The following is a 22113-nucleotide window of genomic DNA, read 5'->3' as shown; positions in this document are numbered from 1 at the left end:
CACGTGGTTGCCGGTGGGCCGGCGCGTTTTAGTCTTGCCGGGTGCTACACATCTGTCGCAGTGGAAGCGATTGGGAACGTCGGCACCTCCTGTTCCGAGATTGGTTGCGCCACGACGCGCGCGACCACGAAGCATATGCCACACTCAAACAGTCCCTGGCTCAGCGTGATTGGCCGGACATGAACGCCTACGCCTCGGCCAAGGGGCCCCTCATCGAGGACATCACCGCGCGGGCCGAGAAGTGGGCCGCGCAGGGCGCATGGCTTTCACCCAGACTCTTCACCGAGTTCCGCGACGTGCCTTGATCATTGCGCAGGTCTACTATCTCGACGTCTCGGCACTTCTTCTCTGGGCGGCCTTCAATCGGGCCTTCTTCTGCCGGTTCCCACACGTGTTCATGTCACACCATCTGCGAGTTCGACTTTGACTGGTGTCGAAGAAGGCCGCCTGACAGGTTGGTGAGGCGCACAAGGCCAACCTGCCGTCGCGTTCGCCTGCGATGATGCTGATCGCGTCGGCGGCGATCACGCCCAGGGCATCTTCGACACGGGAGGACGAGCTGAGTCGCCAGAGGCGATTGCCGTCAGCCGTCAGAACCGCCGCGGCCCTGCCCTCGATGCTGCAGTCGTTGATGATCCGGACGGCGGATTTCGGCAGGTCCCTACCCACCGCGGCAGCCGTCGCTACGGCGTGAATGGCTTCCCGCAGTTCCCGAGCACGCTCGAGCTGCGCTGCGGTGCATTTCTCCACACTCAGACCGTTGATCTGTAACCAGTCGACCAGCCGGTGAGGCGTCGGTATGCGTTCGACGGCTTCACCATGTCGCTCCGACAACGTTCCGGTGAAGCTGGTTGCCAGCACACTCCCGAGGCGGAAGTCAGGAAAACCATCGGACATGGAACCACCTTAGCCGGTTGCGGGTGATGGGCTCGACTGTTAGAACTGTCTCAGGTGGTTCCAGAACCGTCTAAGACGGTTCCCGACAATTGGAGAATTGATGCACACCGACGAGGTACACGACTTTCGGGCCCATGCACCTGACTCGGAGCTGGATGATCTCCGCACCCGCATATCTGCCACGCGGCTGCCGGAAGCCGAGACGGTTCACTCCCCCGCGCCGGATCCCCGCCGATGGGATCAGGGTGTGCCCCTCGCCGATCTCACCGATGTCCTGAATTACTGGCGTGCCCAGTACAGCTGGCGGTCGTTCGAAACCCGGCTCAACCAGGTCGGCCAGTTCCGCACGACGATTGACGGTCTGGGAATCCACTTTCTGCACCGCAGGTCCGCGCGCGCCGACGCCACTCCTCTCATCGTGACCCACGGTTGGCCGGGCAGTATCGCTGAGTTCATCGGCGTGGTGGACGAGCTTGCGGATCCGAAAGATGCAGACGCTCCGGCATTCCACGTCGTGGTGCCTTCGCTACCGGGCTTCGGCTACAGCGACAGGCCCACCACCACCGGATGGGGAACCGAAAAGATTGCGGCCGCTTGGGTGGAACTGATGGGTCGGCTCGGTTACGACGAATTCCTGGCGCACGGGGGCGACTGGGGAGGTGTGATCACGACCATCCTCGGCGGTCGGTTTCCCGAGCACGTTCTCGGCATCCACACGACGCTCGCGCAAGCACCGCCCGGACTGACAACCGATGGGCTGACGACGGCCGAACGGTCATGGACCGAGGAGACCCGGAACTTCTGGGCCCACCGCACGGCCTACGCCAAACAGCAGGCCACCCGCCCGCAGTCCATCGGCTATTCGCTCGTCGACTCGCCGGCCGGCCTGCTCGCCTGGATTCTCGACAAGTTCGCCGAATGGACTGATACCGAAGACAGCCCGTTCGAAAGAGTGTCCATCGACAGCGTTCTCGACAACGTCACCCTGTACTGGCTGACTCGCACCGGCGCTTCTGCAGCCCGCATCTACTACGAAAGCCACAACTCTCTCGATCCCGAACTCCGAGTGGACGTTCCCGCAGCGATCACCACGTACCCGGGCGATATCGAAAAGTACCCGCGCGCTTGGGCTCAGGAGCGGTTCCGGCAGATCGTCCGATGGCGTACACCCGAAATCGGCGGACACTTCCCATCCCTGGAAGTTCCTGACTACTACATCGAAGACCTACAGCAAGGCCTCGCAGCAGTGTTGGCCGCGACCAGATGATCCGCAAATCGTTCAGCGAGCGCAGCATGAGACGTCACAGGGCTGACCAGCTCGAACTCATCACCCGATACAGCGTGGATCAGTCAAAGGGATCGAGATACCGGCCAGCACGTCACGGCCGAACGTCAGGCTGGATCTTGACGTAGCAGTTGCATGCGACTGGCCAGCCGAAACGCATCGGGCCGTCGAGTGGCGCTCTCGAGGAAGGTCGCGAGTTCGTGGGTGGATACGAAGTGGACGCACACATCGGCGTCGACAAGCACATCGACCAGATTGATGAAACGTTGCTGAGCCTCGAGGTCGGCGTCTCGAAGCAAGGGGACGTCGGTAATCGTCCAGGTGGTGAACGCCCGCGTCCATTCCAGGTACTCGATTGTCGACGTCGGGGAATCGCAGATCTGGCTGAAAGAAACCCACAGGTGAGCGGGGTGTATTGCAAGGACCGGGAAGTGGCGGCCTCGAACCTCCGCCGTTGTGACCTCGCTGCGTGGTGGTAGCGCCACTGGCATTCGCGTAGTCCAGGTGCCGGCCGCGAAGCCGACTGCGTGATCAACCCGCAGCGACCGATAGTCAGTAGGGCCCTCTAGATGGAAGAGCTCCATATTCGTCTCGATCAGTTCGATGCCGGGCTCAAAAGTGTGATGCCACACAGGGTTCGGCAACAAGTCCTTTGGTGCATAGTTGGAGGTTGCGAGCACAGTGATTCCACGGCGGAAAGCGTTCTCGAGCAACCGCGTCAGCAAACGTGCGTCGCCGGAATCATGGACGTGCAACTCGTCGAAGAACAGCAACCTGCCCGCGCCAGTCACTTCGTCTATTGCCTGGTCCACAGCTTCCCGCTCGGTGCGGTGATCGTGGATGTTGCGATGGAGCTCGTCGAAGAAGCGGTGGAAGTGAATACGGGTCTTCTGGGTGGTAGCCACTGCTGCATAGAGCGCGTCGGTCAGCCACGACTTACCCCTGCCGGCGTCGCCATAGATGTACAGACCACGAGGCATTGATTGACGTCTCTGCTTCTTGTCGGCTGCTGCCGCAACACAAGCGAGTCGGTCGAGGAGTCGCCGCTGGGCGGAGTCCAGAGTGAACCCGGCCCGCGTCGCCGATGCATCGACCGCCGCAACGAGCTGCTGCTGGGAACGCACCTGGGAAGTGTCCCATGTCGGCGCCGCATGCCACAGTGGTGGAGTGGACAAGAAGCTAGACCGTCGATGGAACCACAACATCCACTACTACGACATCGTATTGGCGGCGGCTCTGATGGCCAGAACGGCTCTCGATGTCGGTACCGGCGACGGACTCCTCGCCGCCCGCCTCGCCGAGAACATCGATGAGGTCACCGGTATCGATTCTGACAGTGAGACGCTGACCAACACGCAGAAGAACACCTCCGCCGATGTCACGTGGATCGCTGGAGACGTCCTGACGTATCCACTCCCCGAAGCGCACTACGACCTCGTCACCGCAGTAGCAACTGTCCATCATTTCCCGGACCTAGCGGCAGGACTCGAACGGCTCGCGCGCCTCACGGCCCCGGGCGGCACCCTGGTAGTCATTGGGTGCGCACGCAGTTCGACCGCGCAGGACTACGCCTTGGAACTCGTGGGCGCAGTACAACACCAAGTGCTGTCTCGCAGGCGCGGCTACTGGCAACACAATGCTCCGGTGCAGATGGACTTCCCGCACACCTATAGACAGGTCAAAGGCATTGCCACAGCCGTACTACCAGGCCTGAGCTGGCGCCGCCTACCCCTGTGGCGCTATGCATTCACTTGGGACAAGCCGGCGTTGGAGTTCTGAGCAGGGCGTCAACACACGCGAACGACAGTAGGAGGGGCAGGATGACGCTGTGATCGATCCCCACGAAGCGCAGCCGCGTGCGCAAGTCTTGACGGCTTCATGGACAACCCGCCGTGGCGTTCAGATAGTGACGTCAGATCTGCCGGATGCATGGACCAATACGCTGCTCCGATTGGGTCGCGATCTGCGAGTCCGCCACTACGGCGGCTCTATAGAGCAGATTGACTGGGCTGCCGAGTACGAGGCCGGCACCGGCGGAGTTCTACTGCGCACCGCAGTGACCGTGGCAGGCCGCGAGCGCCACGGACTGGGTATGAGCGGCGCGGTTCCTCAGATCGACGACGACGAGGAGTCCATCACTGCCGCCGTCGCCGACCTTGTACAAGACCAGGTGGCCCGGGCTCACGTCGCCTGGCCGTGGGGTGATTGGGGTGGGTTCATGTCGCCACGACTCGAGGACTCAGTCGCAGTGTGGTTGGACAATGGCCGTCGCATTGCAATTGGCGCCCTCTGACGTCAAGCTGGGCAAAATTGCGGGCCCGGGGCGGGACAGATGTCGTCTCACAAGCGGTTCTCGACAAACTGCGACAACGAGTTTGACGTGCTGTGCCGTTTCAGGTCCTCGCAGGCGGGTCGTCAGACACGCACGGTCGGCAAGGGTATGCGCACTCTTGTGCGCCGCTGCTCTTAAAATGGGGTGTCCGAGGCTGCGACGTGCCTCACCGTCCGAGGAAGTGGCACATGAGCTTTGATCGCCTGGAAGAGATCGTCAATGAAGCCCGTGGTCACGGGTGGTTCGTCGAGGGATCCGCGAACGCCGAGCAGCTTGCCTTCCTCAAGACCCTGGCCGCCACGGATGAGATACGCCTGGTTGGCGAAATCGGTTTCAATGCAGGGTTTTCGAGCTACGCGTTCCTCAGTGCCAGCCCCCTCGTTCATGTCACATCGTTCGATCTGGCCGAACACGAGTACGTATCAATGGCCAAGGAACACATCGACGCGGAGTTCCCGGAGCGCCACACGCTGGTCGCCGGCGATTCGCGCCAGACGATTCCGCTGTTCGCCGACTCGGAGACCAACGGCACCTTCGATCTGATCTTCATCGACGGTGGGCACACGTACGAGGTTGCCTCCGCCGACATCTCCAACATGAAGCGCCTGGCCCACGAGGGCACCGTGCTCATCTTTGACGATCTACTCCCGCACAAGCCGTGGGGCGAGGGGCCCATCCGTGCGTGGCGCGAGGCGATCGAAGCCGGAACCGTGCTGCAAACAGGCCTGTTCCAGGATGGTGTCGAGGTCGAGGCGATACGCCCTGACGCAGCTCGAGGCTGGGCAGTTGGGCGCTACGCCTAAAGGCCAAGCAGCGATATAGAGCGATGACGACGAAGAGCCCGACTCTGCGGGTAGCTGCGGCACAACCCGTCACCAAGACCGACGACCTCCGCGCGAACGCCCTAGCCCACGCCGACGCCGTCCGACGTTGCCGTGCACGACTTGTTGTGTTCCCGGAGATGTCCTTGACCGGGTACAGCATGGAAGCACAGGCCGTCGACGTGGACGACCCAGCGCTGCATCCACTGGTGGACGCATGCAAAGAGACGGGTTCGATCGCGCTGGCGGGCGCGGCTGTTCCCCACTTGTCCGGACGGGCCATTGGAGTCTTGGCGGTGGCGGGAACCGGCGTCGACATCGTCTACCGCAAAGTGCACCTCGGAGGCCCCGAGATCGGCATGTACGTACCGGGAACAGCGGTGGCTGTGGTGGAGGTTTCGGGATGGCGTGTCGGCATCGGGATCTGCAAAGACACCCGCATCGACGACCACACCAGCGCCACCATCGCCTCGGCGATCGACTTGTACGCCGCCGGTCTCGTGCACAGCCCACACGAAGTGGGTGAGTTCGATGTCCGCGCGCGCCGTATCTGCGTTCTGGGCTCGGTTCCAGTGGTGTTCGCGGGTTTCGCCGGTCCGACGGGCGGCGGATATACACAAACTTGCGGGGGGTCCGCCATCTGGGATGCCAAAGGCCACCGCGTGATCCAGGCAGGCAACCAACCCGGGGAACATGTGAGCGCCGAACTCCCTGCGTAAATCGGGGATGCACTCCGACATCGAGCCCCCACTCGATCAGGATGGCAGGTCCCCACATCTCATCCGCAAAGTCATCACTATGTCGGACGCGAGGAAGGCTGCACGCGGTCACACTATTGGCATGCTCACCGACAAGTTGACTATGAACCTCGTCGCCGATGCGGCACTCTTGATCGTGGGACTAGTGCTTTTGCTCTTCTTTCGCGACAGCGAGTTCTGGTGGTTTCGTGGCCAGCCGCTGGGTATCGTCCTGCTGATCTTGGGCGTCATCGGCATCGTCTCGGCAGTCTGGGAAGCCAAGAAGCCTGAGCGTCACTGACCTACAGACGATTGCTCACGTCTCCCACTGCTATCTCTTCCCCTTTCATCGTAACGCGGAGACGGGGGCTTGCGGCAAGACCCCGTCTGTCATGCACAATCGCCCGGCAACCGACACGCGGAGGGTTCTCGATGGCAGATATGGCGGATACGCCGGAACGTTTTGTGGTGCACGAGTCCGGGGCCTACTTTCACGGCACCAAAGCCGACCTACGGGTTGGGGATTACCTCGTGCCCGGTCATCGCTCCAACTACCGCGACGACCACATCTCGAACTACGTCTACATGACGAAAGTGTTGGACGGCGCGGTACTGGCAGCGGAAATGGCCGTGGGCGATGGGCCCTGCCGCGTCTACATCGTGGAACCAGAGGACGACGTCGAGGACGACCCCAACGTCACCGACAAGAAGTTCCCCGGAAATCCAACTCACTCTTATCGGAGCGCCCAGCCGGTGAAGGTCATCGGCGAGATGACCGAGTGGGTAGGACATTCCCCTGAGTACCTTCGTCAATTCCGCGCCGGACTCGACGCGCTGCAACGCCGCGGAGATGCAGTCCTCTACGACTAGCGACCGCAACCTCGGTTCAACCGGGGACGAGCACGTTCACAGTTCCCTGGAAGATCGCCATGAGTGTCAGCGGCTTTCCCGTCCCGTACGTCGCGGCGAGCAGGTAGCCCATCGCGCACTCCCCCGGTGATGATTTTGAGTCGGAGTCGCTTCCCCAGAGCGCCGTTACTCGTGATTGTTCTGCAACGAGTTTGCCGACCTCGGTGGATTCGGCACTCCGGTGCCCGCGTACCAGGCAATGACTCCTTCGCGTCGCCGGCGCAAATATCCATCGCCCGGTAGGGCCGGAGATTTCGATGCGATGCGCTCGACGCCAGGACCCTTTGGACACCAGCAGTTCATATCGAACCTCGTCAAGGGTCAGGTTGTTGCGGCTGGCGTCGTCGTCGACGGACAGGTTGATCGACGCGGTGGGAATCGACTCGCCACTGACCACAACCCGGCCGCCGTCACCACGATCCAACAAGACCAGACCGTGGTGAGAGTCCACCAATTCCTGAGTAGGCATAGCCCATGCTATGCCGAATGATGTTGCTTGAGCGCGGCTTAACTCCACCGTCGCGCCTTCAGGAGTTCAATCGTTCGAACGACGCGAGAGCCATCCGGACCTAGTAAAGACCCCCAATAGGAGCGGCGTCGACAGTCCTCTCAATGAGCGACTGTTGCCAAACCGATGCCGCGATACTTTGATGCCCGGAGGAGGAGATATCGACATGGGGCTCATCAGGTCATACACCCGGTTCAGCGACGCCGAGTTGAACGAGATCTACCTTCAGGATTCGACAGAGGACGTCGTCGGGTTCGTCAATGATCTCCGCGACGCTGATCCGACCATCACGGTGAACATCGACAAGGCTTTCGAGGCTCTCGGCCTCATGTTCGACCGCGCGGGGCTGCCGGTGAATCCTGTTGTTGGTCAGGGTTCCATGCCCGGCGACATCAACTTCAGTGAGGGCATCCCCAACTACATGAGCCCCTCGTATGTGGCGGCTACGCGAGACATTCTCGCTCACATGACATTCGACACCTTGCTCGAGTCCACCACGATCGCCGACCTCACCGATCAGCGCATACCGCCGTTCTTGAACTGGCGCAACGAGAACGTCGACTATCTGCGATCCAAGTTCGCGGTCATGGCCGAGTTCATCATCCGGGCGGCCGACCTCAACAACCACGTGGTCCTGGAACTCAGCTAGGCCCCCGATGGGTCACGATCGGCCCGTCTGCGTCTCCCTCTGTACCTACTAGTATGTTTCTGGTACAACTTCTCGGTATGGACTCTCGGGAACTTCTGATCGAGACAATGAGCGAACTCCTGTGGGAGCGGGGGTACGCCGACACCAGCCCGCGTGACGTTCGCGAACGGTCGGGCCTGGGTCAGGGCAGTCTGTATTACCACTTCTCGACCAAACGGGATCTGGCTCTCGCCGCCCTCGAACGCAATGTCACCGATTTGCTGCCCGCGACATCGGATCTCGAAGGCCCGGGTGATCCGATGTCGAGGATCGAGGCCTACCTGTCGCGTCCACGCGATGCACTCAAGGGTTGCAAGGTCGGCCGGATGACGCAGGATCCCCAAGTTCGTGAGGACCCCGTCTTGCTGGCCCCTGTCGCGCATGCTTTCGCGCAGACGAACTCCATGTGGGTGCAGGTGTTAAGGGAGGCGATTGCCGCCGGGCAGTTGCGCGACGATCTCGAGCCCGAGCATCTCGCGTCCACACTGATGGCCGTCCTGCAAGGCGGTTACGTACTCGCCATCGCACAACAGGATTCGGCGCCGTTCGAGGATGCATGCGCCGGTGCCGTCGGACTGCTCCGTGCAGCGGCCCCCCAAGCTACGAAGACCAACAACAGGAGGAAATGAACGCCATGACGGTACGCGTCGGTATCAATGGATTCGGCCGGATCGGCCGCAGCTATCTGCGGGCCGCCCTGGCGAACGCCGCGGACATCGAGGTGGTCGCGGTCAATGACCTGACCGACGCCCAGACGTTGGCCACGCTGCTCGAATGGGACTCGGTGTCCGGGCATCTCGAGGGCGTCGGAGTTGACGGCGATTTGATCACACTCGGAGACAAAACCATCAAGGTCTTCGCGCAGCCAGACCCAGCTCTCATCCCTTGGGGAGAAGCAGGGGCTGACGTCGTGATCGAATCCACCGGCCGATATGCGGACCGTGACGCAGCATCCGGCCACCTCGAGGGCGGGGCGCGAAAGGTGATCATCTCGGCGCCGGCGAAGGGTGATGTACCCACATTCGTGCTCGGCGTGAATGACGACAAACTCGACGTTGATGGCCACGACATCTTCTCCAACGGCTCGTGCACCACGAACTCCCTTGCCCCACTGGCCAAAGTCCTCAACGACTCGTTCGGTATCGAATCCGGTCTCATGACAACGATCCACGCCTATACCGGCGATCAGCGACTGCACGATGCCCCACATCAGGATCTGCGCCGAGCACGGGCTGCGGCGCTCTCGATCATTCCCACATCGTCGGGGGCGGCGAACACCATCGGAAAAATCATCCCCGAGCTCGACGGACTCCTCACCGGAGCGTCGCTGCGCGTCCCGGTGCCCACCGGCTCGATCACGGATTTCACTGTGGCCCTGCGGCAGAGCGTCAGCGTCGAAGACGTCAACGCCGCGTTTCGCGAGGCGGCCGGGTCGCAGCCTCTGGAGCACTATCTACAATATTCCGAGGCTCCCCTGGTGTCGGCAGACATCGTGGGCAATCCTCACTCCTCAATCTTCGACGCACCGCTGACCGAGGCCGTGGGCAAACAGGTCAAGGTGCTCGGCTGGTACGACAACGAATGGGGCTTCTCCAACCGCCTGGTCGAGTTCAGTGCCCGGGTGGGCGCCGGCACATCCGGCGCGAGCTGACGGAATCGACCGCGCCGCCGGCCCGCTGGAACTCCCCTTGATCGTTCGGGGTCGCCCGAATATCGTGCACAGTCGTGGATCTGATGCTCACCTCGATCGCCTACCGGCACGGTTCCGGGGTCAACTCGGACCCTCGCCTCCCCCGGTGCCATGCCTGAACTGGTACTCAGGCGCGCCGAGGAGCGGGATACAGGCCGGCTGGTCGAAGTATGGCGCGCCGCAGTAGAGGCGAGCCACCACTTCCTCTCGCCCTCGGATGTCGACGGGTACTCAAAGCGTCTCGCCGCAGAGTTCTTTCCGATGGTCGAACTGGTAGTCGCCGAATTGGGAGGCAGCGTCATCGGATTCAGCGGCACCACCGAGGGTCGTCTCGAGATGTTGTTCGTCGACCCCGCAGCACACGGTCGTGGCGTGGGTACTGCGCTGCTGGATCGAGCTGTTCACGCGCAGGACGCCATCGATGTCGATGTGAACGAACAGAACCCGGACGCCGTCGCGTTCTACAGGCGACGCGGCTTCGAACAAGTCGGACGGTCGGAGCTTGATTCGGACGGCCGACCGTTCCCACTGCTGCACATGCGTCGCATCAATGGGCCAGACACCGGATCACAGCGACGTACAACCTCGACAAGGAGAGCACCGTGACCACGTCGTCCGCCGAAGGAACGCCCGGTATTGATCTGCCCGACCACCGAGGACGGACGGGGCTTGACCAGGCGGGTCGAGACCTCGCCGGAAACCCGGACGTCAAGGTGCGCAACGTCGAGTTGTGTTCACAGGGTTGGCATGTGCTGCGACGCACGACTTTTGACTACCGAAGACAAGACGGCGAATGGGTCACCCAGCAACGAGAGACCTACGACCGCGGCAACGGCGCAACCATCTTGCTGTACGACGACGCACGGGGCGTGGTGCTGTTGACGAGGCAGTTCAGGTTCCCGGTATATGTCAACGGCCACCCGGACGGCATGCTCATCGAGACGGCAGCCGGACTGCTGGACGACGACGACCCGGCCACCGCCATCCGACGCGAGGCCCACGAGGAGCTCGGGGTCAGGGTCGGCCCGCTGCGCCACGTGTTCGATGTGTTCATGAGCCCGGGGTCGGTCACCGAGCGCATTCATTTCTACGCCGCGCCCTACACAACATCCGACATGGAAGGCCCCGGCGGAGGAGTCGCAGGGGAGGGCGAAGACATCGAACGGCTCGAAATCGCATTCCCCGATGCGATCGCCATGATCGCCGATGGCCGCATCGCAGACGCGAAGACGATCATGTTGCTCCAGTGGGCAGCACTCAACGGCGTGATGACGTCTCACACAGCCGATCAGTGAAGCCCACCAACGCAGGGTGCCGGCCACCGGGGCTCGTAGCCTGAGAACCGGGCGCCACCCTGCGGCGGGTCCCCGGCAGTCTCAACGTCCTCGTTTCGCGTCGTACAGCGCCGCGTCCGCCTGCTCGAGAAGGTCGGAAATGGTTGTGGCACCGGCATCCTCGGTGGCGAATCCGACACTCGCTTCAGGTACCGCGGATCGGAGCTGCTCGATCACATCGGTTGCAGATGTCTGTCCGGTACCAGCTATCAAGAGAGCGAACTCGTCGCCACCGAGGCGAGCCAGAACAGCCCCTTTCGGGATCACCGAACTCCACCGCTGGGCATACTCGATGAGTCGTTGATCCCCCACCTGGTGGCCCAGAGAGTCGTTCACATTCTTGAAGTCGTCAATGTCGAGAACCGCGACCGTGATGGTGGCGTGGGCTGACCGTGCGCGTGCGAGTTGTTCGGTGGTCGCGATCTCCCACCCGGCTCGGTTCAGCACGCCCGTCAGTGGATCGGTGCACGCGATGGTGACGAGTGACCGTGTCACCAGCCCAAAAGACTCTGCCGCTCCGACGATCGCGACGGCGAAGATGACGTAGGTGATCCCTAGTTTGGCCGCCGGCCCTATTGCGAGGGCCCCGACGGTCCCGATCGTGAGCGATGCCACCAACATCATCGCTTGGGTCGGCGCGTAAAACGCCCGCAGATACATCGCGAGGAACATCACGCCGATCAGGCAGGGGAAGTCGGCGATGATCTCCGTATGGAACGCGATCACCACCGGAGTCGCGATCATGGCCGCCGCGACTGCCGGGCCCAATCTCCCGCGACTGAAAGCCAGGTAGACAAGTCCAAGGAGGCCCAGAACGACGGCGATGATCCCGCCGGTCGGATTCGCCAGTTCTGACCGTCTCGGCGAGATAAATGTGAGGAACACCCCGACGAAGTACAAGAACGTCGTGGCGGCCAGGTAGATGCGCAGCACCCGAACCTTCTGTTCGCGCAACATCTGACCGGCTGATCCGGACACGAGAGCGAAACGGTTCACGAGGACCCCCAGCCTGTTCGGTTTCGTTCCCGCCAGGACGACGTTATCGCGTCAGCGAGTCCGGTGCCCGCGACAGGGGCGGCCGCGAGATCGCGACGGTCAGGGGTGCAGACCGGGAACTCGCGACAACTCTGGCCGCGAGTGAACGGTGCGACTCAGACGGTGATGGTGTGATGCCGACCCAGCGGCAACATCAACGGTTTCCCCGATGTGGGATCGGTGATGACCTGACTCTCCAGACCGAACACCGCACGTACGGTGTCCTCGGTGAGAACCTCCGCGGGCTTCCCAGCGGCGTGAAGTGTTCCGTCGGCCAGCGCGATCAGGTGGTCGGAGTAACGGGCCGCCATGTTCAGGTCGTGCAAGACCATGACGATGGTGGTACCGCGTTGCTGGTTGAGGTCGGTCAGGAGATCGAGGACTTCGACCTGGTGGCTGACGTCCAGAAACGTCGTCGGCTCATCGAGCAGCAGTAGATCAGTGTGCTGGGCCAGGGCCATTGCGATCCACACCCGTTGGCGTTGTCCACCGGAAAGTTCATCGACCGGCCGATCGGCGAGAGCGGCTGTCTCGGTGGCATCGAGTGCCTCCGCAACCGCCGTATCGTCCTCTTTGCTCCACCTGGCGAACATGCCCTGATGTGGGTGGCGACCACGTCCCACCAGGTCCGCGACCGTGATGCCTTCGGGCGCGATCGGCGATTGTGGCAACAGTCCGAGAGTGCGAGCCAGCTGCTTGGCGGGAGTCCGATGTACCTCTCTGCCATCGAGCACCACGCGGCCGGTGCGGGGCGCCAGCAACCGCGACATCGACCGCAACAGGGTCGACTTGCCGCACGCATTCGCCCCGACGATCGCCGTGACCTGCCCCGGAGGGATGGTCAGGTCGAGCTTTTCGATGACGTTCCTGTTGCCGTACCCGAGGGTCAGATTCTCGATGGTCAGCGAGTGTGTGGTGGTCACAGTGAGCCGCCTCCGCGGTTGGTGCGGATTATGAGGTAGATGAGATAGGGGGCGCCCATCACACCGGTGATGACGCCCACCGGGTATCGCGTATCGAGCGCGAACTGACCGACGAAATCCGCCACCAGAACAAGCAAGGAACCGACGAGCGCGGACGGGATGAGAAGTGAACCGTTCGGTCCGACCAGCCTGGCCGCGATCGGACCGGAGAGGAAGGCGACAAATGCGATCGGGCCCGCGGCTGCCGTGGCGAAGGCGATGAGCCCGACTGCGGAGACGATGACGATGAGTCGGGTGCGGTTGACCCGCACCCCGAGTGCCGACGCGGCGTCGTCGCCGAGCTGGGTCATCGCGAGGTTACGGGTCTGGCTCAGCAGGATCGGGGTGAGCACCACCAGGGCGACGAGGACCGGGATCGTCTCGGTCCACGACGTTCCGTTCAGACTCCCGGTCAGCCAACGCGTCGCCTCCTGCAGATCCCACTCGGCAGCCTGGTCCAGGAGATAGTCGGTGATGCTGAGCAGCATTGCGGCAAAACCGATTCCGATGAGAATCAGCCGGGTGCCCACCACGCCGCTCTTGAACGACAGGACATAGATGAGCACCGCGACCGCGAGGCTGGAGACGATCGCAAAGATCGACACCTGGGTGGCCCCGAGTGACAGGGTCACGATTGCAAAGGTGGCCGCGGCGCTTGCACCGGCGCTGATTCCGATGATGTCCGGACTCGCCAGCGGGTTGCGCAACATGGTCTGGAAGGCGATGCCGGAGAAGCCGAAACACAGACCCGCGGCAACCGCGAGCACAGCGCGTGGCAGACGCAGTCGCCCGACAGTGAATGTCGCGCCCTGCACCTGTTCGCCCAGAATGACTTTCAGGACGTCACCGGGTGGGTAGTACGTGTGCCCCACCATCAGGCTGACCGCGAATCCGATCACGATCAGCACGGCGAGCACAGCGATCACGGCTTGACGACGACGCCCACGACTTTGCCGGCTCTCGGCGATCGACTCTGCTGTCACGACAGGTACACTCACAACGTGCCCACCTTCTGGCGTCGCACGATGTAGATGAAGAACGGTGCACCGATCAGGGACGTCAGGATCGCCACGTCGATTTCGGCGGGACGGGCGATGATTCGGCCGAGCACATCGGCGCCGGTCAACAGCGCAGCGCCGGTGATCGCCGAGAACGGCAACAGCCAGCGGTGGTCCACACCGACGATCAGTCGGCACGCGTGGGGCACCAGCAGTCCGACGAAAGCGATCGGGCCGGTCACGGCAGTCGAAGCGCCACAAAGGATCACCGCACCCAGCGCCGCACCGCCGCGGACCAGGGCAACACGCTCACCGAGTCCGGCGGCCAGATCGTCTCCCAACGCCAATGAGTTGAGACCACGCGCGGACAACAAGCAGATCAAGAAGCCGACGGCGAGGAACGGCAGTACACGTTCGATGCTGTCGAATGTGCCGCCGCCGACACCGCCCACCCGCCATGACTGCACCACATCGGCAGTGTCGTTGCGGCCCAGCACAAGTGCGGTGACCAGGGAGAGCAGAGCCGCAGATGTCGCGGCGCCCGCCAACGCGAGCTTGAGCGGGGTGGTCCCGCCGCGCCCGAGTGATCCCACCGTGTAGACGAAGATCGCAGCGAGAGCAGCACCAACGATGGCCACCCAGATGAAGCTGGTCGACGACGAGAGCCCGAAGTAGGAAAGACCGATGACCACGGCAAGCGAGGCCCCCATGTTGACACCCAGAATGCCCGGATCTGCGATCGGGTTTCTGGTCACGCCCTGCATGACCGCGCCAGAGACGCCGAGGGCGCCACCGACGATCATCGCCAACAACGTTCTCGGAATGCGTTTTTCGACAGCAGCCTGCTCGATGCTCCCGTCGGTGCCATCGAGCGCGCCCATCACATCAGCCCAGCCGACAAACCGTGAGCCGACCTTGACCGACAGGATGGCCAGCACCACGAGCACTGCGACCGCGATCAGCAGCCACAGTGCTCGAACCCTTCTCGGGCGCCGCACTGCGGCGGCGCCCGAGAGAGCCGGGGAGGGTCCAGCCTTGCGGAGTCCGCTCGGTGTCGCCTGCTTGTCCGTCGTCACGACTTGTGAGTCACTGAACCTTGCCTGAAGCCTGCGCGAGCATCGACAGGTAGTCGTCGAGGACCCATGAGATCGACAGCGGCGTCGGGTTGGCCGCCGTGCCCAGAGGATCGCTGCTCGGCAGGGTGACGATCGCGTCGGAGGCGACAGCCGGCATCTTCGACAGCAGCGGGTCGGCCTTGAGCGCGTTGACGAGATCGGCGCCGCCGTAGGTGACGATGACGTCCACGTCGTTCAGGGCGTCCACCTGTTCGGCGCTCTGCGACAGCGAGAATTTCTCGGTGCCGGCCGACGCGGTCGCGATGCTCGGCGGGGTCGCCATTCCGAGGTCTTCGAAGAACGCGGCGCGGGTGTCATGCGTTGTGTAGAAGCTGACCTCGCTGAGGTCGGTGGTGTCGACGTGGGTGAGGAACATGACGTTCTTGCCGGCGATCTGGGGATGCTCGGCGGCTGCGTCGGCGATCTCCTTCTCAAGTTGGGAGACGAGTTCTATGCCCTCGTTCTCCTTGCCGATCGCCTTGCTGTTCAGCTCGATGGTCTCGCGCCACGGTGTGCCCCAGGCGGTGACCGGGTAAGCGACCACGGGAGCGATCTCGCTGAGGGTGTTGTAATCCTCCTGCGTCAGACCCGAGTAGCCGGCGAGGATGACGTCGGGCTGCGTGTTCGCGACAGCCTCGAAGTCGACGCCGTCGGTCTCGTCGAACAGCACCGGCGTGGGTGCCTTGAGTTCTTGGAGCTTCTCCTCCACCCACGGGAGCACGCCATCACCGTCGTCGTCACCGAAGTTGGCCGCCGCCATACCGACTGGCACCACCCCGAGCGCCAAGGGCACCTCGTGGTTGGCCCAGTTCACCGTCGCGACGCGTTCGGGCTTCTCGTCGATCGTCGTGGTCCCGAGGGCGTGTTGGATGGTGATCGGCGTCCAGTCGCTGTCCCCCGACCCGTTGTCGTCGGACGACGAGCACGCTGCGAGCCCGGTGGCCAGAAGCGCGGCCGCAGTCAATGCGACCAATCGTGATGCGCGAGGCATGGTTCCCTTTCGATCGTGATACCCATTCCACCGACCGCGGCGGCGCCGACGATCGGTCACCGAACGTCCGCGCGTGTTCATCTGTGGACAGCAGCGGGACCCTGATCGGAGAACGGATTAGGTTTGCCTAAGTAACGTTAGGGTCCGCTGTGCAGGTTTGCAATCGAGCAAATGCGACACCGATTGTCGCGAAACGGACATGTGGGTTCGGTCGAGCACGTTGGTGGGATCGGTAGCGGGCGGCGCTGACGTGGTGGCTTTTGTTTCGCGAGTGCGACGCCTTTACCCAGAGCTACGCGCTCGTTGGCAACTGCGGCCAGCTCGGCGGGCTTGCGTTCGAACCGCACTCGGCGGGGCGTGGAGACGTCTGACACTGTCCTGGTTCAACACGCGTCTCCGTAAGCGCGGGAGTGTGCCCTACCAGCACGGTGTGTCACGTTTACCTGACATAACGATGACTATCTGCGTACCCAGTATTAGAGGTTGTTTTCATTGCGGTGCAGTCGATTTCGGGTTCAGCAATAATCAGTCGGTAGCCACCGTCGTAGTCAGTGTGAGCGTTTAGGTGTCCGTAGCGCCGGTCCCATGTTCCGTCACCGATATCGATTCTCAGTCGCCGGATCCCGGCGTCGACCGCGTGCTGGTCGAGTTGGGCCAGGCCTGAGCAGCAGGCGCGGACAGCGGGCTCGAGGTAGGCCTGTGGCCGCTGCCAGTTCGCGATCAGGACACCGTCGCGCATATTCGCGGGGACACGCAACGTGCGGACGTCCTCGGACTCGAGCAGCGAGGCGAGACGTTCGACCGAGGGTGCACGACCGAGCTCGAATCGGGCGATCTCAGGAATGTAGTCGCAGAGCCAAAATCGGGCGTGCAGCCTGGGATCGTAGGTAAGAACTACTTGCCGGCGCGACACCCGACGCAGCTCGGCAATGCCAGCATCCACATCTGCCCAGTGATGCACCGTCAAGATGGCCATCGCGACATCAAACTCACCGTCCGCGAACGGCAGGTTCTGCGCTACCGCTTGGACCACCGGCGCGCTGCCCCGTGCCCGCTGCTCGATCATGGTCCGCGATGGCTCCACCGCCACCACCGTCCGGTCTGTCGGTTCGTAGGAGCCAGTGCCCGCCCCGACATCGAGTACACGCACTCCATCACCGATAGCCCGCTCAATCTGCCGCATCCATCGCGGATCGGGCTGACGGCCCGTGACATAGCCGATCCCAATCCGGTCGTAGACTGGCACAGGATCATTCGCCGTGCGCTGGCCCTCTTCAAGCATGTCCGTCACCCCTCCGCTCCTCACGAACTGTAGAGGTGGCGGCCATCTGCGGTCGATGTTTTAGGTGACTGCAGCCCGACTTCACCCCGCGACCGAAGGCGGACCGTTCGGTACGGTGCGCGGGGTGGACATGGTCACCGTGGCGCTACTCGTCGTTTGTGTTGTCTTTCTGCCCGTTTCAGCATGGGTCGCGGCGGCAATGGTGTCCACTGCCAGCATCCTCAACGGACCGCCGGCCGTCCCACGTTCGTGGCTTTGGCTATTGCTCGTCTGGATGATTCCGTTAGTTGGGGCCAGTACGTGGTGGCTATACCGGCGCCGCGTCGTGATTACTTGACACAGTATCTCTTGTCGGCGTAACCCACTGCAGCACAGTATGTTTCTTCACCAGTGACGAAACATGACTCGAATCAATACACCCTCGCAGCGGCTCTTGCGCCCCGCTGTGCCATTTGCGGTGTTACCGTCGATGCCATGACTCGGACGAAAGGCGTATGAGCGCCACTGATCCTGGGCGGCTGACCCTTCGCCCCTTCTATGTGTTCGCCAGTGCCGGTTTTGTGTGGGTGGTCGACAGACATCACCCTGTCGCAGCGTTAGTCGATCCTGACACGCAGGCATTTGTGCGACTGGTTTCGTGGACAACGATGACACCACCAGGCACGACGCGACCTCGACATGCGCCGCGATTTGCAGTCGATGAGGAGGGTGTGTGGATCCAGTACTCGCCCGACGAAGGGCTAGGACGCGTCACACCCGAAGGACTCATGTTCGCGACCTACTCTCGCGGCGCAGACCTCATCTGCGCAGCCGCCGACGGAGCCTGGCTATGTCCACCGGTCGAGGCGCAACGCGACATTTCCACCACACCTGACCGCCCACCGTGGCGAGAACCGCAGTCATCGATCATGCACGTCGATCGCATCGGCGCGGTGTCCACCGTCGCGGTCGATGGGATTGCCTGGTTGATGCGGGCTGAACACGACACGTTATACGTGTCGGTTCATCACAAGCCCTGGACGCGGGTGCCTGTCGACTACGGCGACAGCCCGCAACCACCTGGCGGCGATCGCTATCGGGTGGTGTGGTCGGACTCGCTGCTCTCGCTGCCATTGGATGAGCCCCGCCCCGACACGCTAGTGCGGCCAGACGGTCTCGCGACGAGCGCGCCTATCGACACCAGCTATCTGCAGGACTACGCCGATGAGTCCTACAACGAAGCGCACCTACGTAAGCGCGCCGACGGGGACGGCGTGCGTTGGCACTGGGGCCGCCGATCTGCCGACCGCGACCGGAGCGTGATTCGCGCGTACGACACCAACGGGGCCGATCCCCGCCTCCTCTGGACCAGCGAGATCGACGGTCGCTGGGTGATGCGCGGAACCGCTGAAAACCACCGTTCCTGGCTGCTGACACGAGGGTCCACGCGCTCGGGCGGGCACACACGCCTCGAGGTGTGGGACGCCCACAAGCGCACCATGGCCACGCTGTCAGAAATTGATGACCTCGACATCTCAGCGCACCGCTGGCCCACAGGACCGCGCCCACCCGACCACGACTCATATGCGCGCTGGTACGCCTCTCGCCTCGATGGACTCGAGTTCTCCGACCGGGTGTCCAACGTCAGGGCAACCTTCGTCGGGGACTGGCCCGATGGCCACATCGAGCTGACCTACCAACACCAGAAATACCCAGGTCTGCTCATCAGCTCACGCATCGACATCTACGACGAAGTCGGCCGCAAGAAACACGACTTCCTACGCTACGGCGCCGTCGAACTACTCGAACAAGCCGGCACCTGCGCCTACCCGTCGGTGTCATTGGCAGTCAATGGAGTACTGCACGCCTGACCTCCGAAGAGCGGCTATCGCACCTTTGTCGGGGTTGGCCATTCCGAAAGGATTGATATTATCGGCGTGATCAATTGTGCCCCAATGTAAATCGTCACCGGCGACGAAAGTAACGCAACTCGTGGGTGCAGCTGTGGTACCTATCGACCGCCGGTAGCAGTACTTGATGCGCGGTACCAGAACGCCGGCGTCTTCGGTCTCCGCACCTGACGTAGACCGATCCGGTGCAGGACGCGATCTGGCGGTGACTTACGCGTGCGGGCAATGTCTGCATCCATATGATCATAGTTGCGGGATACCTCACCGTGGACCCGACCGACCGGCCGCACTATCTCGACAGCTGCGCCGAGGTGGTCCGGTCGGCTCGCGCCGCCCCCGGGTGCATCGACTTCGCGCTCGGGGCGGACCTCGTCGAACCAGCTCGAATCAACGTGTATGAACGCTGGGCGACCGAGCAGCAGTTGCATGATTTTCGTGGATCCGGTCCGGACTCCGAGCAAACCGCCACGATCATCGACGTCGACGTTCGAGAGTTCACGGTGCTGGACGCATAGCTCCGCTCCAGCCGCCTTCGGGTCACCCAGCTACTGACTGATCGATACTGTCGGCGTCGAGCAGGCAAACGCCTGTTTCATCCCGGCTTGTTCTGCGCGCATCCCGGCGCCGGTGTCAGCGTTAGCGGCATGGCAGTACACCAAACATCGGACCTTGCTCTTTTCCGTCGTCGAGGAACTTCACGCCATTGCTGGAATTGCGTGGGACGATCGCGAGATGGGACGTCGGTGGTATGACAGTGACAGAATCGTCCAATTTCGACGATGGAGCGATCTGCTTGGCTTGGTCGTTCTTGTCGGGGTCAGTCCGTCAGTTCTCGAAGCGGTGACCTCGAATCCGTCGGCGTGGAACTGGTTCACTGCAGCCCTGTGGGTGGTCGCAGTCTTCTGGTATGCATATTCCGCAGTAACAGCCCTGCGAAACCGGCATGCGCCGCCCAGGGCCCGACTGTTGCCCGAAGACGTTCCCACCCACGATGTACGACGGATTGTGCATGACGTCCCCGACAGGATCCCCGCAGTGAAGGCTTTGCGCGAGTCCAATCCCGGCCTGACTCTGAAAGACGCGGTCGATCTCGTCGATGCCGCCCGCGACACCAAGCGCCCCGGCGCCGGGCCGAGCGTCGGAAACTCCCCAACGCTCTAGTCCTCGCTGACGCGAGCTATCTTCCCGGCTTTGTGGCGGTCGGGCCGCGGGGGTCGTTACCAATGCGAAATAGGCTGTGTCGCAACGAAACAGGTAGATTTGTAGCGAGTCAATATTGGACATCGGAGGGGACATCGATGATTACCGACGTACGTGACCGCGTCACCAAGTTTGTTCAACGACGCCTGGTGAACCCGCTGGCGACACGATTGCCGAGCCACACGCTCCTGGAGACGACCGGACGCAAGTCGGGTCAACCCCGCCGCACACCCTTGGACGGCAGCCGCGTCGGCGACCAATTCTGGTTCGTCTCCGAATTCGGCGAAAACTCACAGTACGTCAAGAACATCAAGGCGAACCCCACCGTCAGGGTGCGACTCCGAGGGCGATGGCACAACGGCACAGCTCGCCTCATGCCCGACGACGATCCCCGCACCCGGTTGCGCCAGCTGCCGCGAGCCAACAGCTTCGCGGTACAGACGTTCGGGACCAACCTGCTCACGATCTGCGTCGACCTGACCAACTGACGCGCCTCGCTGCACACCGCAAGCCGCGGACTATTCGCCACTCCCGACAACTCGCATCATGACGGCCGCTGTGTGTTGTTGGAGCTCTTATGTTTTGGCTGAATCCCGGTGGCTAGGGCGAACCCCAGCTCTGTGAGAACGCAAGTCCGGAACCCTTGACGGCTCACTTGCATTTTGCAAGTATGGTGCTCATGAGCCTCTTCATCACCTGCCCCGTCGAGAACGTCGAACGCACTACCGCCTTCTACACAGCCCTCGGATGGACCCTCAACGCCGAAATGTCTGACCACAACGTGTCGTGCTTCGCGATCGCTCCCGAGCAATACGTCATGCTCGGCAGCCGCGAGATGTACGCGAGCGTCGGCGGCGTCGAGGAGCTGGTCGGCGGACCCCAGACCCCCTCGAAAGTCACGGTTTCGTTCGACCTCGACAGCCGCCAGGCGGTCGACGACCTCGTCGAGCGCGCCGCCGCGGCCGGCGGGCGGATCGGTGACACCGACGACTACCCCTTCATGTACCAGCGCCAGTTCGACGATCTCGACGGCTACCACTACTCGCCGTTCTGGATGAAGCCGGACGCCGATCCGGCCACGTGAGCGACCTCGTCGCTGCCCTCGACGTCGTCGGAGCACGGTGGGCCCTGCTCATCGTGGAGCGGCTGCTCGACGGGCCACAGCGGTACGGCGATCTGCAGCGCGACCTCGGAGCGCCGACGAACATGCTCGCGACCCGCCTGCGCGAGCTCGAAGCGGCCGGCGTACTGACCCGTCTGCCGTTGCGGCACAACACCCGGGCCTACGCGCTGACCGATCGCGGGCTTGCTTTACGCGAAGCGATTGACGCGCTGGGGCGGTGGGGCAAGAGCAATCCTTAAGTGTTGCGCAGGAACGTGATTCACTCCGGTCAGCCCGGCCGCAACAAACGCGACCACAAGCAGCACACTTCCGATCGC

The 22113-nt window shown here is 62.8% G+C and carries 28 protein-coding genes; 19 read left to right on the top strand and 9 right to left on the bottom strand.

Annotated elements, in window-relative coordinates; translation table 11 throughout:
* Positions 1 to 41: 41 nt before the first annotated feature.
* Positions 42 to 305, top strand: a complete 264-nt coding sequence (locus CSW57_RS11785) for a GrpB family protein (protein ID WP_099382919.1) — start codon at positions 42 to 44, stop codon at positions 303 to 305.
* Between the two features lie 16 nt (positions 306 to 321).
* Here CSW57_RS11785 and CSW57_RS11780 read toward each other — a convergent pair whose 3' ends face one another.
* Positions 322 to 897 carry a CGNR zinc finger domain-containing protein gene (locus CSW57_RS11780; RefSeq protein WP_099382918.1) on the bottom strand — a complete coding sequence of 192 codons (576 nt, stop codon included), beginning with the start codon at positions 895 to 897 and terminating at the stop codon, positions 322 to 324.
* Between the two features lie 100 nt (positions 898 to 997).
* Here CSW57_RS11780 and CSW57_RS11775 point away from each other — a divergent pair, with 100 nt between their 5' ends.
* A complete protein-coding gene (locus CSW57_RS11775; protein ID WP_099382917.1) occupies positions 998 to 2164 on the top strand; it encodes an epoxide hydrolase family protein in 1167 nt (388 codons plus the stop codon).
* A 125-nt stretch (positions 2165 to 2289) separates the two neighbouring features.
* On the opposite strand, the gene zapE is transcribed toward CSW57_RS11775, so the two are convergent.
* Positions 2290 to 3306, bottom strand: a complete 1017-nt coding sequence (gene zapE, locus CSW57_RS11770; RefSeq protein WP_099382916.1) for a cell division protein ZapE — start codon at positions 3304 to 3306, stop codon at positions 2290 to 2292.
* A 43-nt stretch (positions 3307 to 3349) separates the two neighbouring features.
* Here zapE and CSW57_RS11765 point away from each other — a divergent pair, with 43 nt between their 5' ends.
* From CSW57_RS11765 to arr, 6 genes are all read left to right on the top strand, one after another.
* Complete coding sequence (locus CSW57_RS11765) at positions 3350 to 3961, top strand: class I SAM-dependent methyltransferase (RefSeq protein WP_223249203.1); 612 nt, start codon at positions 3350 to 3352, stop codon at positions 3959 to 3961.
* Between the two features lie 127 nt (positions 3962 to 4088).
* Positions 4089 to 4475 (top strand): hypothetical protein, encoded by a 387-nt coding sequence (locus CSW57_RS11760; RefSeq protein WP_223249202.1) that lies wholly within the window; start codon positions 4089 to 4091, stop codon positions 4473 to 4475.
* 227 nt (positions 4476 to 4702) lie between these two features.
* Complete coding sequence (locus tag CSW57_RS11755) at positions 4703 to 5317, top strand: class I SAM-dependent methyltransferase (protein ID WP_099382915.1); 615 nt, start codon at positions 4703 to 4705, stop codon at positions 5315 to 5317.
* Positions 5318 to 5340: 23 nt separating this feature from the next.
* On the top strand, positions 5341 to 6054 hold the full coding sequence (locus CSW57_RS11750; protein ID WP_099382914.1) for a carbon-nitrogen hydrolase family protein: 714 nt from the start codon (positions 5341 to 5343) through the stop codon (positions 6052 to 6054).
* Between the two features lie 121 nt (positions 6055 to 6175).
* Complete coding sequence (locus CSW57_RS24280) at positions 6176 to 6373, top strand: hypothetical protein (RefSeq protein ID WP_143696524.1); 198 nt, start codon at positions 6176 to 6178, stop codon at positions 6371 to 6373.
* A gap of 140 nt (positions 6374 to 6513) precedes the next feature.
* The gene (gene arr / locus CSW57_RS11740; protein ID WP_099382912.1) at positions 6514 to 6942 is read left to right on the top strand and encodes an NAD(+)--rifampin ADP-ribosyltransferase; all 429 of its coding nucleotides are present in this window, start codon (positions 6514 to 6516) and stop codon (positions 6940 to 6942) included.
* Between the two features lie 16 nt (positions 6943 to 6958).
* Here the strand turns inward: arr and CSW57_RS11735 are convergent, their stop codons facing one another.
* On the bottom strand, positions 6959 to 7450 hold the full coding sequence (locus CSW57_RS11735; RefSeq protein ID WP_189339222.1) for a hypothetical protein: 492 nt from the start codon (positions 7448 to 7450) through the stop codon (positions 6959 to 6961).
* 205 nt (positions 7451 to 7655) lie between these two features.
* Between CSW57_RS11735 and CSW57_RS11730 the strand changes: the two genes are divergently transcribed.
* The 5 genes from CSW57_RS11730 (at position 7656) to CSW57_RS11710 (ending at position 11162) form a co-directional block, all read left to right on the top strand.
* Positions 7656 to 8138 carry a DUF1877 family protein gene (locus tag CSW57_RS11730; protein WP_189339221.1) on the top strand — a complete coding sequence of 161 codons (483 nt, stop codon included), beginning with the start codon at positions 7656 to 7658 and terminating at the stop codon, positions 8136 to 8138.
* A 107-nt stretch (positions 8139 to 8245) separates the two neighbouring features.
* A complete protein-coding gene (locus tag CSW57_RS11725; RefSeq protein ID WP_262982250.1) occupies positions 8246 to 8806 on the top strand; it encodes a TetR/AcrR family transcriptional regulator in 561 nt (186 codons plus the stop codon).
* 5 nt (positions 8807 to 8811) lie between these two features.
* The gene (gap, locus tag CSW57_RS11720) at positions 8812 to 9828 is read left to right on the top strand and encodes a type I glyceraldehyde-3-phosphate dehydrogenase (protein ID WP_099383342.1); all 1017 of its coding nucleotides are present in this window, start codon (positions 8812 to 8814) and stop codon (positions 9826 to 9828) included.
* Positions 9829 to 9978: 150 nt separating this feature from the next.
* The gene (locus tag CSW57_RS11715) at positions 9979 to 10473 is read left to right on the top strand and encodes a GNAT family N-acetyltransferase (protein ID WP_099382909.1); all 495 of its coding nucleotides are present in this window, start codon (positions 9979 to 9981) and stop codon (positions 10471 to 10473) included.
* Positions 10470 to 11162, top strand: a complete 693-nt coding sequence (locus tag CSW57_RS11710; protein ID WP_099382908.1) for an NUDIX domain-containing protein — start codon at positions 10470 to 10472, stop codon at positions 11160 to 11162. Before CSW57_RS11715 ends, CSW57_RS11710 begins: the two co-directional genes overlap by 4 nt.
* Positions 11163 to 11243: 81 nt before the next feature.
* On the opposite strand, the gene CSW57_RS11705 is transcribed toward CSW57_RS11710, so the two are convergent.
* From CSW57_RS11705 to CSW57_RS11680, 6 genes are all read right to left on the bottom strand, one after another.
* The gene (locus CSW57_RS11705; RefSeq protein ID WP_223249201.1) at positions 11244 to 12197 is read right to left on the bottom strand and encodes a GGDEF domain-containing protein; all 954 of its coding nucleotides are present in this window, start codon (positions 12195 to 12197) and stop codon (positions 11244 to 11246) included.
* 155 nt (positions 12198 to 12352) lie between these two features.
* Positions 12353 to 13159 (bottom strand): ABC transporter ATP-binding protein, encoded by an 807-nt coding sequence (locus tag CSW57_RS11700; RefSeq protein ID WP_099382907.1) that lies wholly within the window; start codon positions 13157 to 13159, stop codon positions 12353 to 12355.
* Positions 13156 to 14196: a FecCD family ABC transporter permease gene (locus tag CSW57_RS11695; RefSeq protein ID WP_023955055.1), complete on the bottom strand. Its 1041-nt coding sequence runs from the start codon at positions 14194 to 14196 to the stop codon at positions 13156 to 13158. The genes CSW57_RS11700 and CSW57_RS11695 overlap by 4 nt, the downstream gene beginning before the upstream one ends.
* The gene (locus CSW57_RS11690) at positions 14193 to 15194 is read right to left on the bottom strand and encodes a FecCD family ABC transporter permease (protein WP_099383340.1); all 1002 of its coding nucleotides are present in this window, start codon (positions 15192 to 15194) and stop codon (positions 14193 to 14195) included. Before CSW57_RS11690 ends, CSW57_RS11695 begins: the two co-directional genes overlap by 4 nt.
* Positions 15195 to 15282: 88 nt before the next feature.
* On the bottom strand, positions 15283 to 16302 hold the full coding sequence (locus tag CSW57_RS11685) for an iron-siderophore ABC transporter substrate-binding protein (protein WP_099383339.1): 1020 nt from the start codon (positions 16300 to 16302) through the stop codon (positions 15283 to 15285).
* A gap of 439 nt (positions 16303 to 16741) precedes the next feature.
* Positions 16742 to 17584 (bottom strand): class I SAM-dependent methyltransferase, encoded by an 843-nt coding sequence (locus CSW57_RS11680; RefSeq protein ID WP_099383338.1) that lies wholly within the window; start codon positions 17582 to 17584, stop codon positions 16742 to 16744.
* Positions 17585 to 18351: 767 nt separating this feature from the next.
* On the opposite strand from CSW57_RS11680, the gene CSW57_RS11675 reads away from it, so the two are divergent.
* The 6 genes from CSW57_RS11675 to CSW57_RS11650 all read left to right on the top strand — a co-directional run bounded on the left by CSW57_RS11675 (position 18352) and on the right by CSW57_RS11650 (position 22035).
* Positions 18352 to 19434 carry a hypothetical protein gene (locus CSW57_RS11675; RefSeq protein WP_143696523.1) on the top strand — a complete coding sequence of 361 codons (1083 nt, stop codon included), beginning with the start codon at positions 18352 to 18354 and terminating at the stop codon, positions 19432 to 19434.
* Between the two features lie 278 nt (positions 19435 to 19712).
* Complete coding sequence (locus tag CSW57_RS11670; RefSeq protein WP_099382905.1) at positions 19713 to 19988, top strand: putative quinol monooxygenase; 276 nt, start codon at positions 19713 to 19715, stop codon at positions 19986 to 19988.
* Between the two features lie 283 nt (positions 19989 to 20271).
* On the top strand, positions 20272 to 20634 hold the full coding sequence (locus tag CSW57_RS11665) for a ribosomal protein L7/L12 (RefSeq protein WP_143696522.1): 363 nt from the start codon (positions 20272 to 20274) through the stop codon (positions 20632 to 20634).
* A 137-nt stretch (positions 20635 to 20771) separates the two neighbouring features.
* On the top strand, positions 20772 to 21161 hold the full coding sequence (locus CSW57_RS11660) for a nitroreductase/quinone reductase family protein (RefSeq protein ID WP_099382903.1): 390 nt from the start codon (positions 20772 to 20774) through the stop codon (positions 21159 to 21161).
* A gap of 191 nt (positions 21162 to 21352) precedes the next feature.
* Positions 21353 to 21757 carry a VOC family protein gene (locus CSW57_RS11655; RefSeq protein ID WP_062795621.1) on the top strand — a complete coding sequence of 135 codons (405 nt, stop codon included), beginning with the start codon at positions 21353 to 21355 and terminating at the stop codon, positions 21755 to 21757.
* On the top strand, positions 21754 to 22035 hold the full coding sequence (locus CSW57_RS11650; RefSeq protein ID WP_099382902.1) for a winged helix-turn-helix transcriptional regulator: 282 nt from the start codon (positions 21754 to 21756) through the stop codon (positions 22033 to 22035). The genes CSW57_RS11655 and CSW57_RS11650 overlap by 4 nt, the downstream gene beginning before the upstream one ends.
* Positions 22036 to 22113: the final 78 nt, after the last annotated feature.

Source organism: Williamsia muralis, from assembly GCF_002735905.1.
Taxonomy (GTDB): Bacteria; Actinomycetota; Actinomycetes; order Mycobacteriales; family Mycobacteriaceae; genus Williamsia; species Williamsia muralis_A.
This window is presented reverse-complemented; position numbering and strand designations above follow the sequence as displayed.

What these genes read in the sequence shown, in the direction of transcription:
- CSW57_RS11780 (WP_099382918.1), bottom strand. Translation starts at nt 897, where the DNA reads ATGTCCGATGGTTTTCCTGACTTCCGCCTCGGGAGTGTGCTGGCAACC.
- CSW57_RS11775 (WP_099382917.1), top strand. Translation starts at nt 998, where the DNA reads ATGCACACCGACGAGGTACACGACTTTCGGGCCCATGCACCTGACTCG.
- CSW57_RS11755 (WP_099382915.1), top strand. Translation starts at nt 4,703, where the DNA reads ATGAGCTTTGATCGCCTGGAAGAGATCGTCAATGAAGCCCGTGGTCAC.
- CSW57_RS11750 (WP_099382914.1), top strand. Translation starts at nt 5,341, where the DNA reads ATGACGACGAAGAGCCCGACTCTGCGGGTAGCTGCGGCACAACCCGTC.
- CSW57_RS24280 (WP_143696524.1), top strand. Translation starts at nt 6,176, where the DNA reads ATGCTCACCGACAAGTTGACTATGAACCTCGTCGCCGATGCGGCACTC.
- arr (WP_099382912.1), top strand. Translation starts at nt 6,514, where the DNA reads ATGGCGGATACGCCGGAACGTTTTGTGGTGCACGAGTCCGGGGCCTAC.
- CSW57_RS11735 (WP_189339222.1), bottom strand. Translation starts at nt 7,450, where the DNA reads ATGCCTACTCAGGAATTGGTGGACTCTCACCACGGTCTGGTCTTGTTG.
- CSW57_RS11730 (WP_189339221.1), top strand. Translation starts at nt 7,656, where the DNA reads ATGGGGCTCATCAGGTCATACACCCGGTTCAGCGACGCCGAGTTGAAC.
- CSW57_RS11725 (WP_262982250.1), top strand. Translation starts at nt 8,246, where the DNA reads ATGAGCGAACTCCTGTGGGAGCGGGGGTACGCCGACACCAGCCCGCGT.
- gap (WP_099383342.1), top strand. Translation starts at nt 8,812, where the DNA reads ATGACGGTACGCGTCGGTATCAATGGATTCGGCCGGATCGGCCGCAGC.
- CSW57_RS11715 (WP_099382909.1), top strand. Translation starts at nt 9,979, where the DNA reads ATGCCTGAACTGGTACTCAGGCGCGCCGAGGAGCGGGATACAGGCCGG.
- CSW57_RS11685 (WP_099383339.1), bottom strand. Translation starts at nt 16,302, where the DNA reads ATGCCTCGCGCATCACGATTGGTCGCATTGACTGCGGCCGCGCTTCTG.
- CSW57_RS11680 (WP_099383338.1), bottom strand. Translation starts at nt 17,584, where the DNA reads ATGCTTGAAGAGGGCCAGCGCACGGCGAATGATCCTGTGCCAGTCTAC.
- CSW57_RS11675 (WP_143696523.1), top strand. Translation starts at nt 18,352, where the DNA reads ATGTTCGCGACCTACTCTCGCGGCGCAGACCTCATCTGCGCAGCCGCC.
- CSW57_RS11670 (WP_099382905.1), top strand. Translation starts at nt 19,713, where the DNA reads ATGATCATAGTTGCGGGATACCTCACCGTGGACCCGACCGACCGGCCG.
- CSW57_RS11660 (WP_099382903.1), top strand. Translation starts at nt 20,772, where the DNA reads ATGATTACCGACGTACGTGACCGCGTCACCAAGTTTGTTCAACGACGC.
- CSW57_RS11655 (WP_062795621.1), top strand. Translation starts at nt 21,353, where the DNA reads ATGAGCCTCTTCATCACCTGCCCCGTCGAGAACGTCGAACGCACTACC.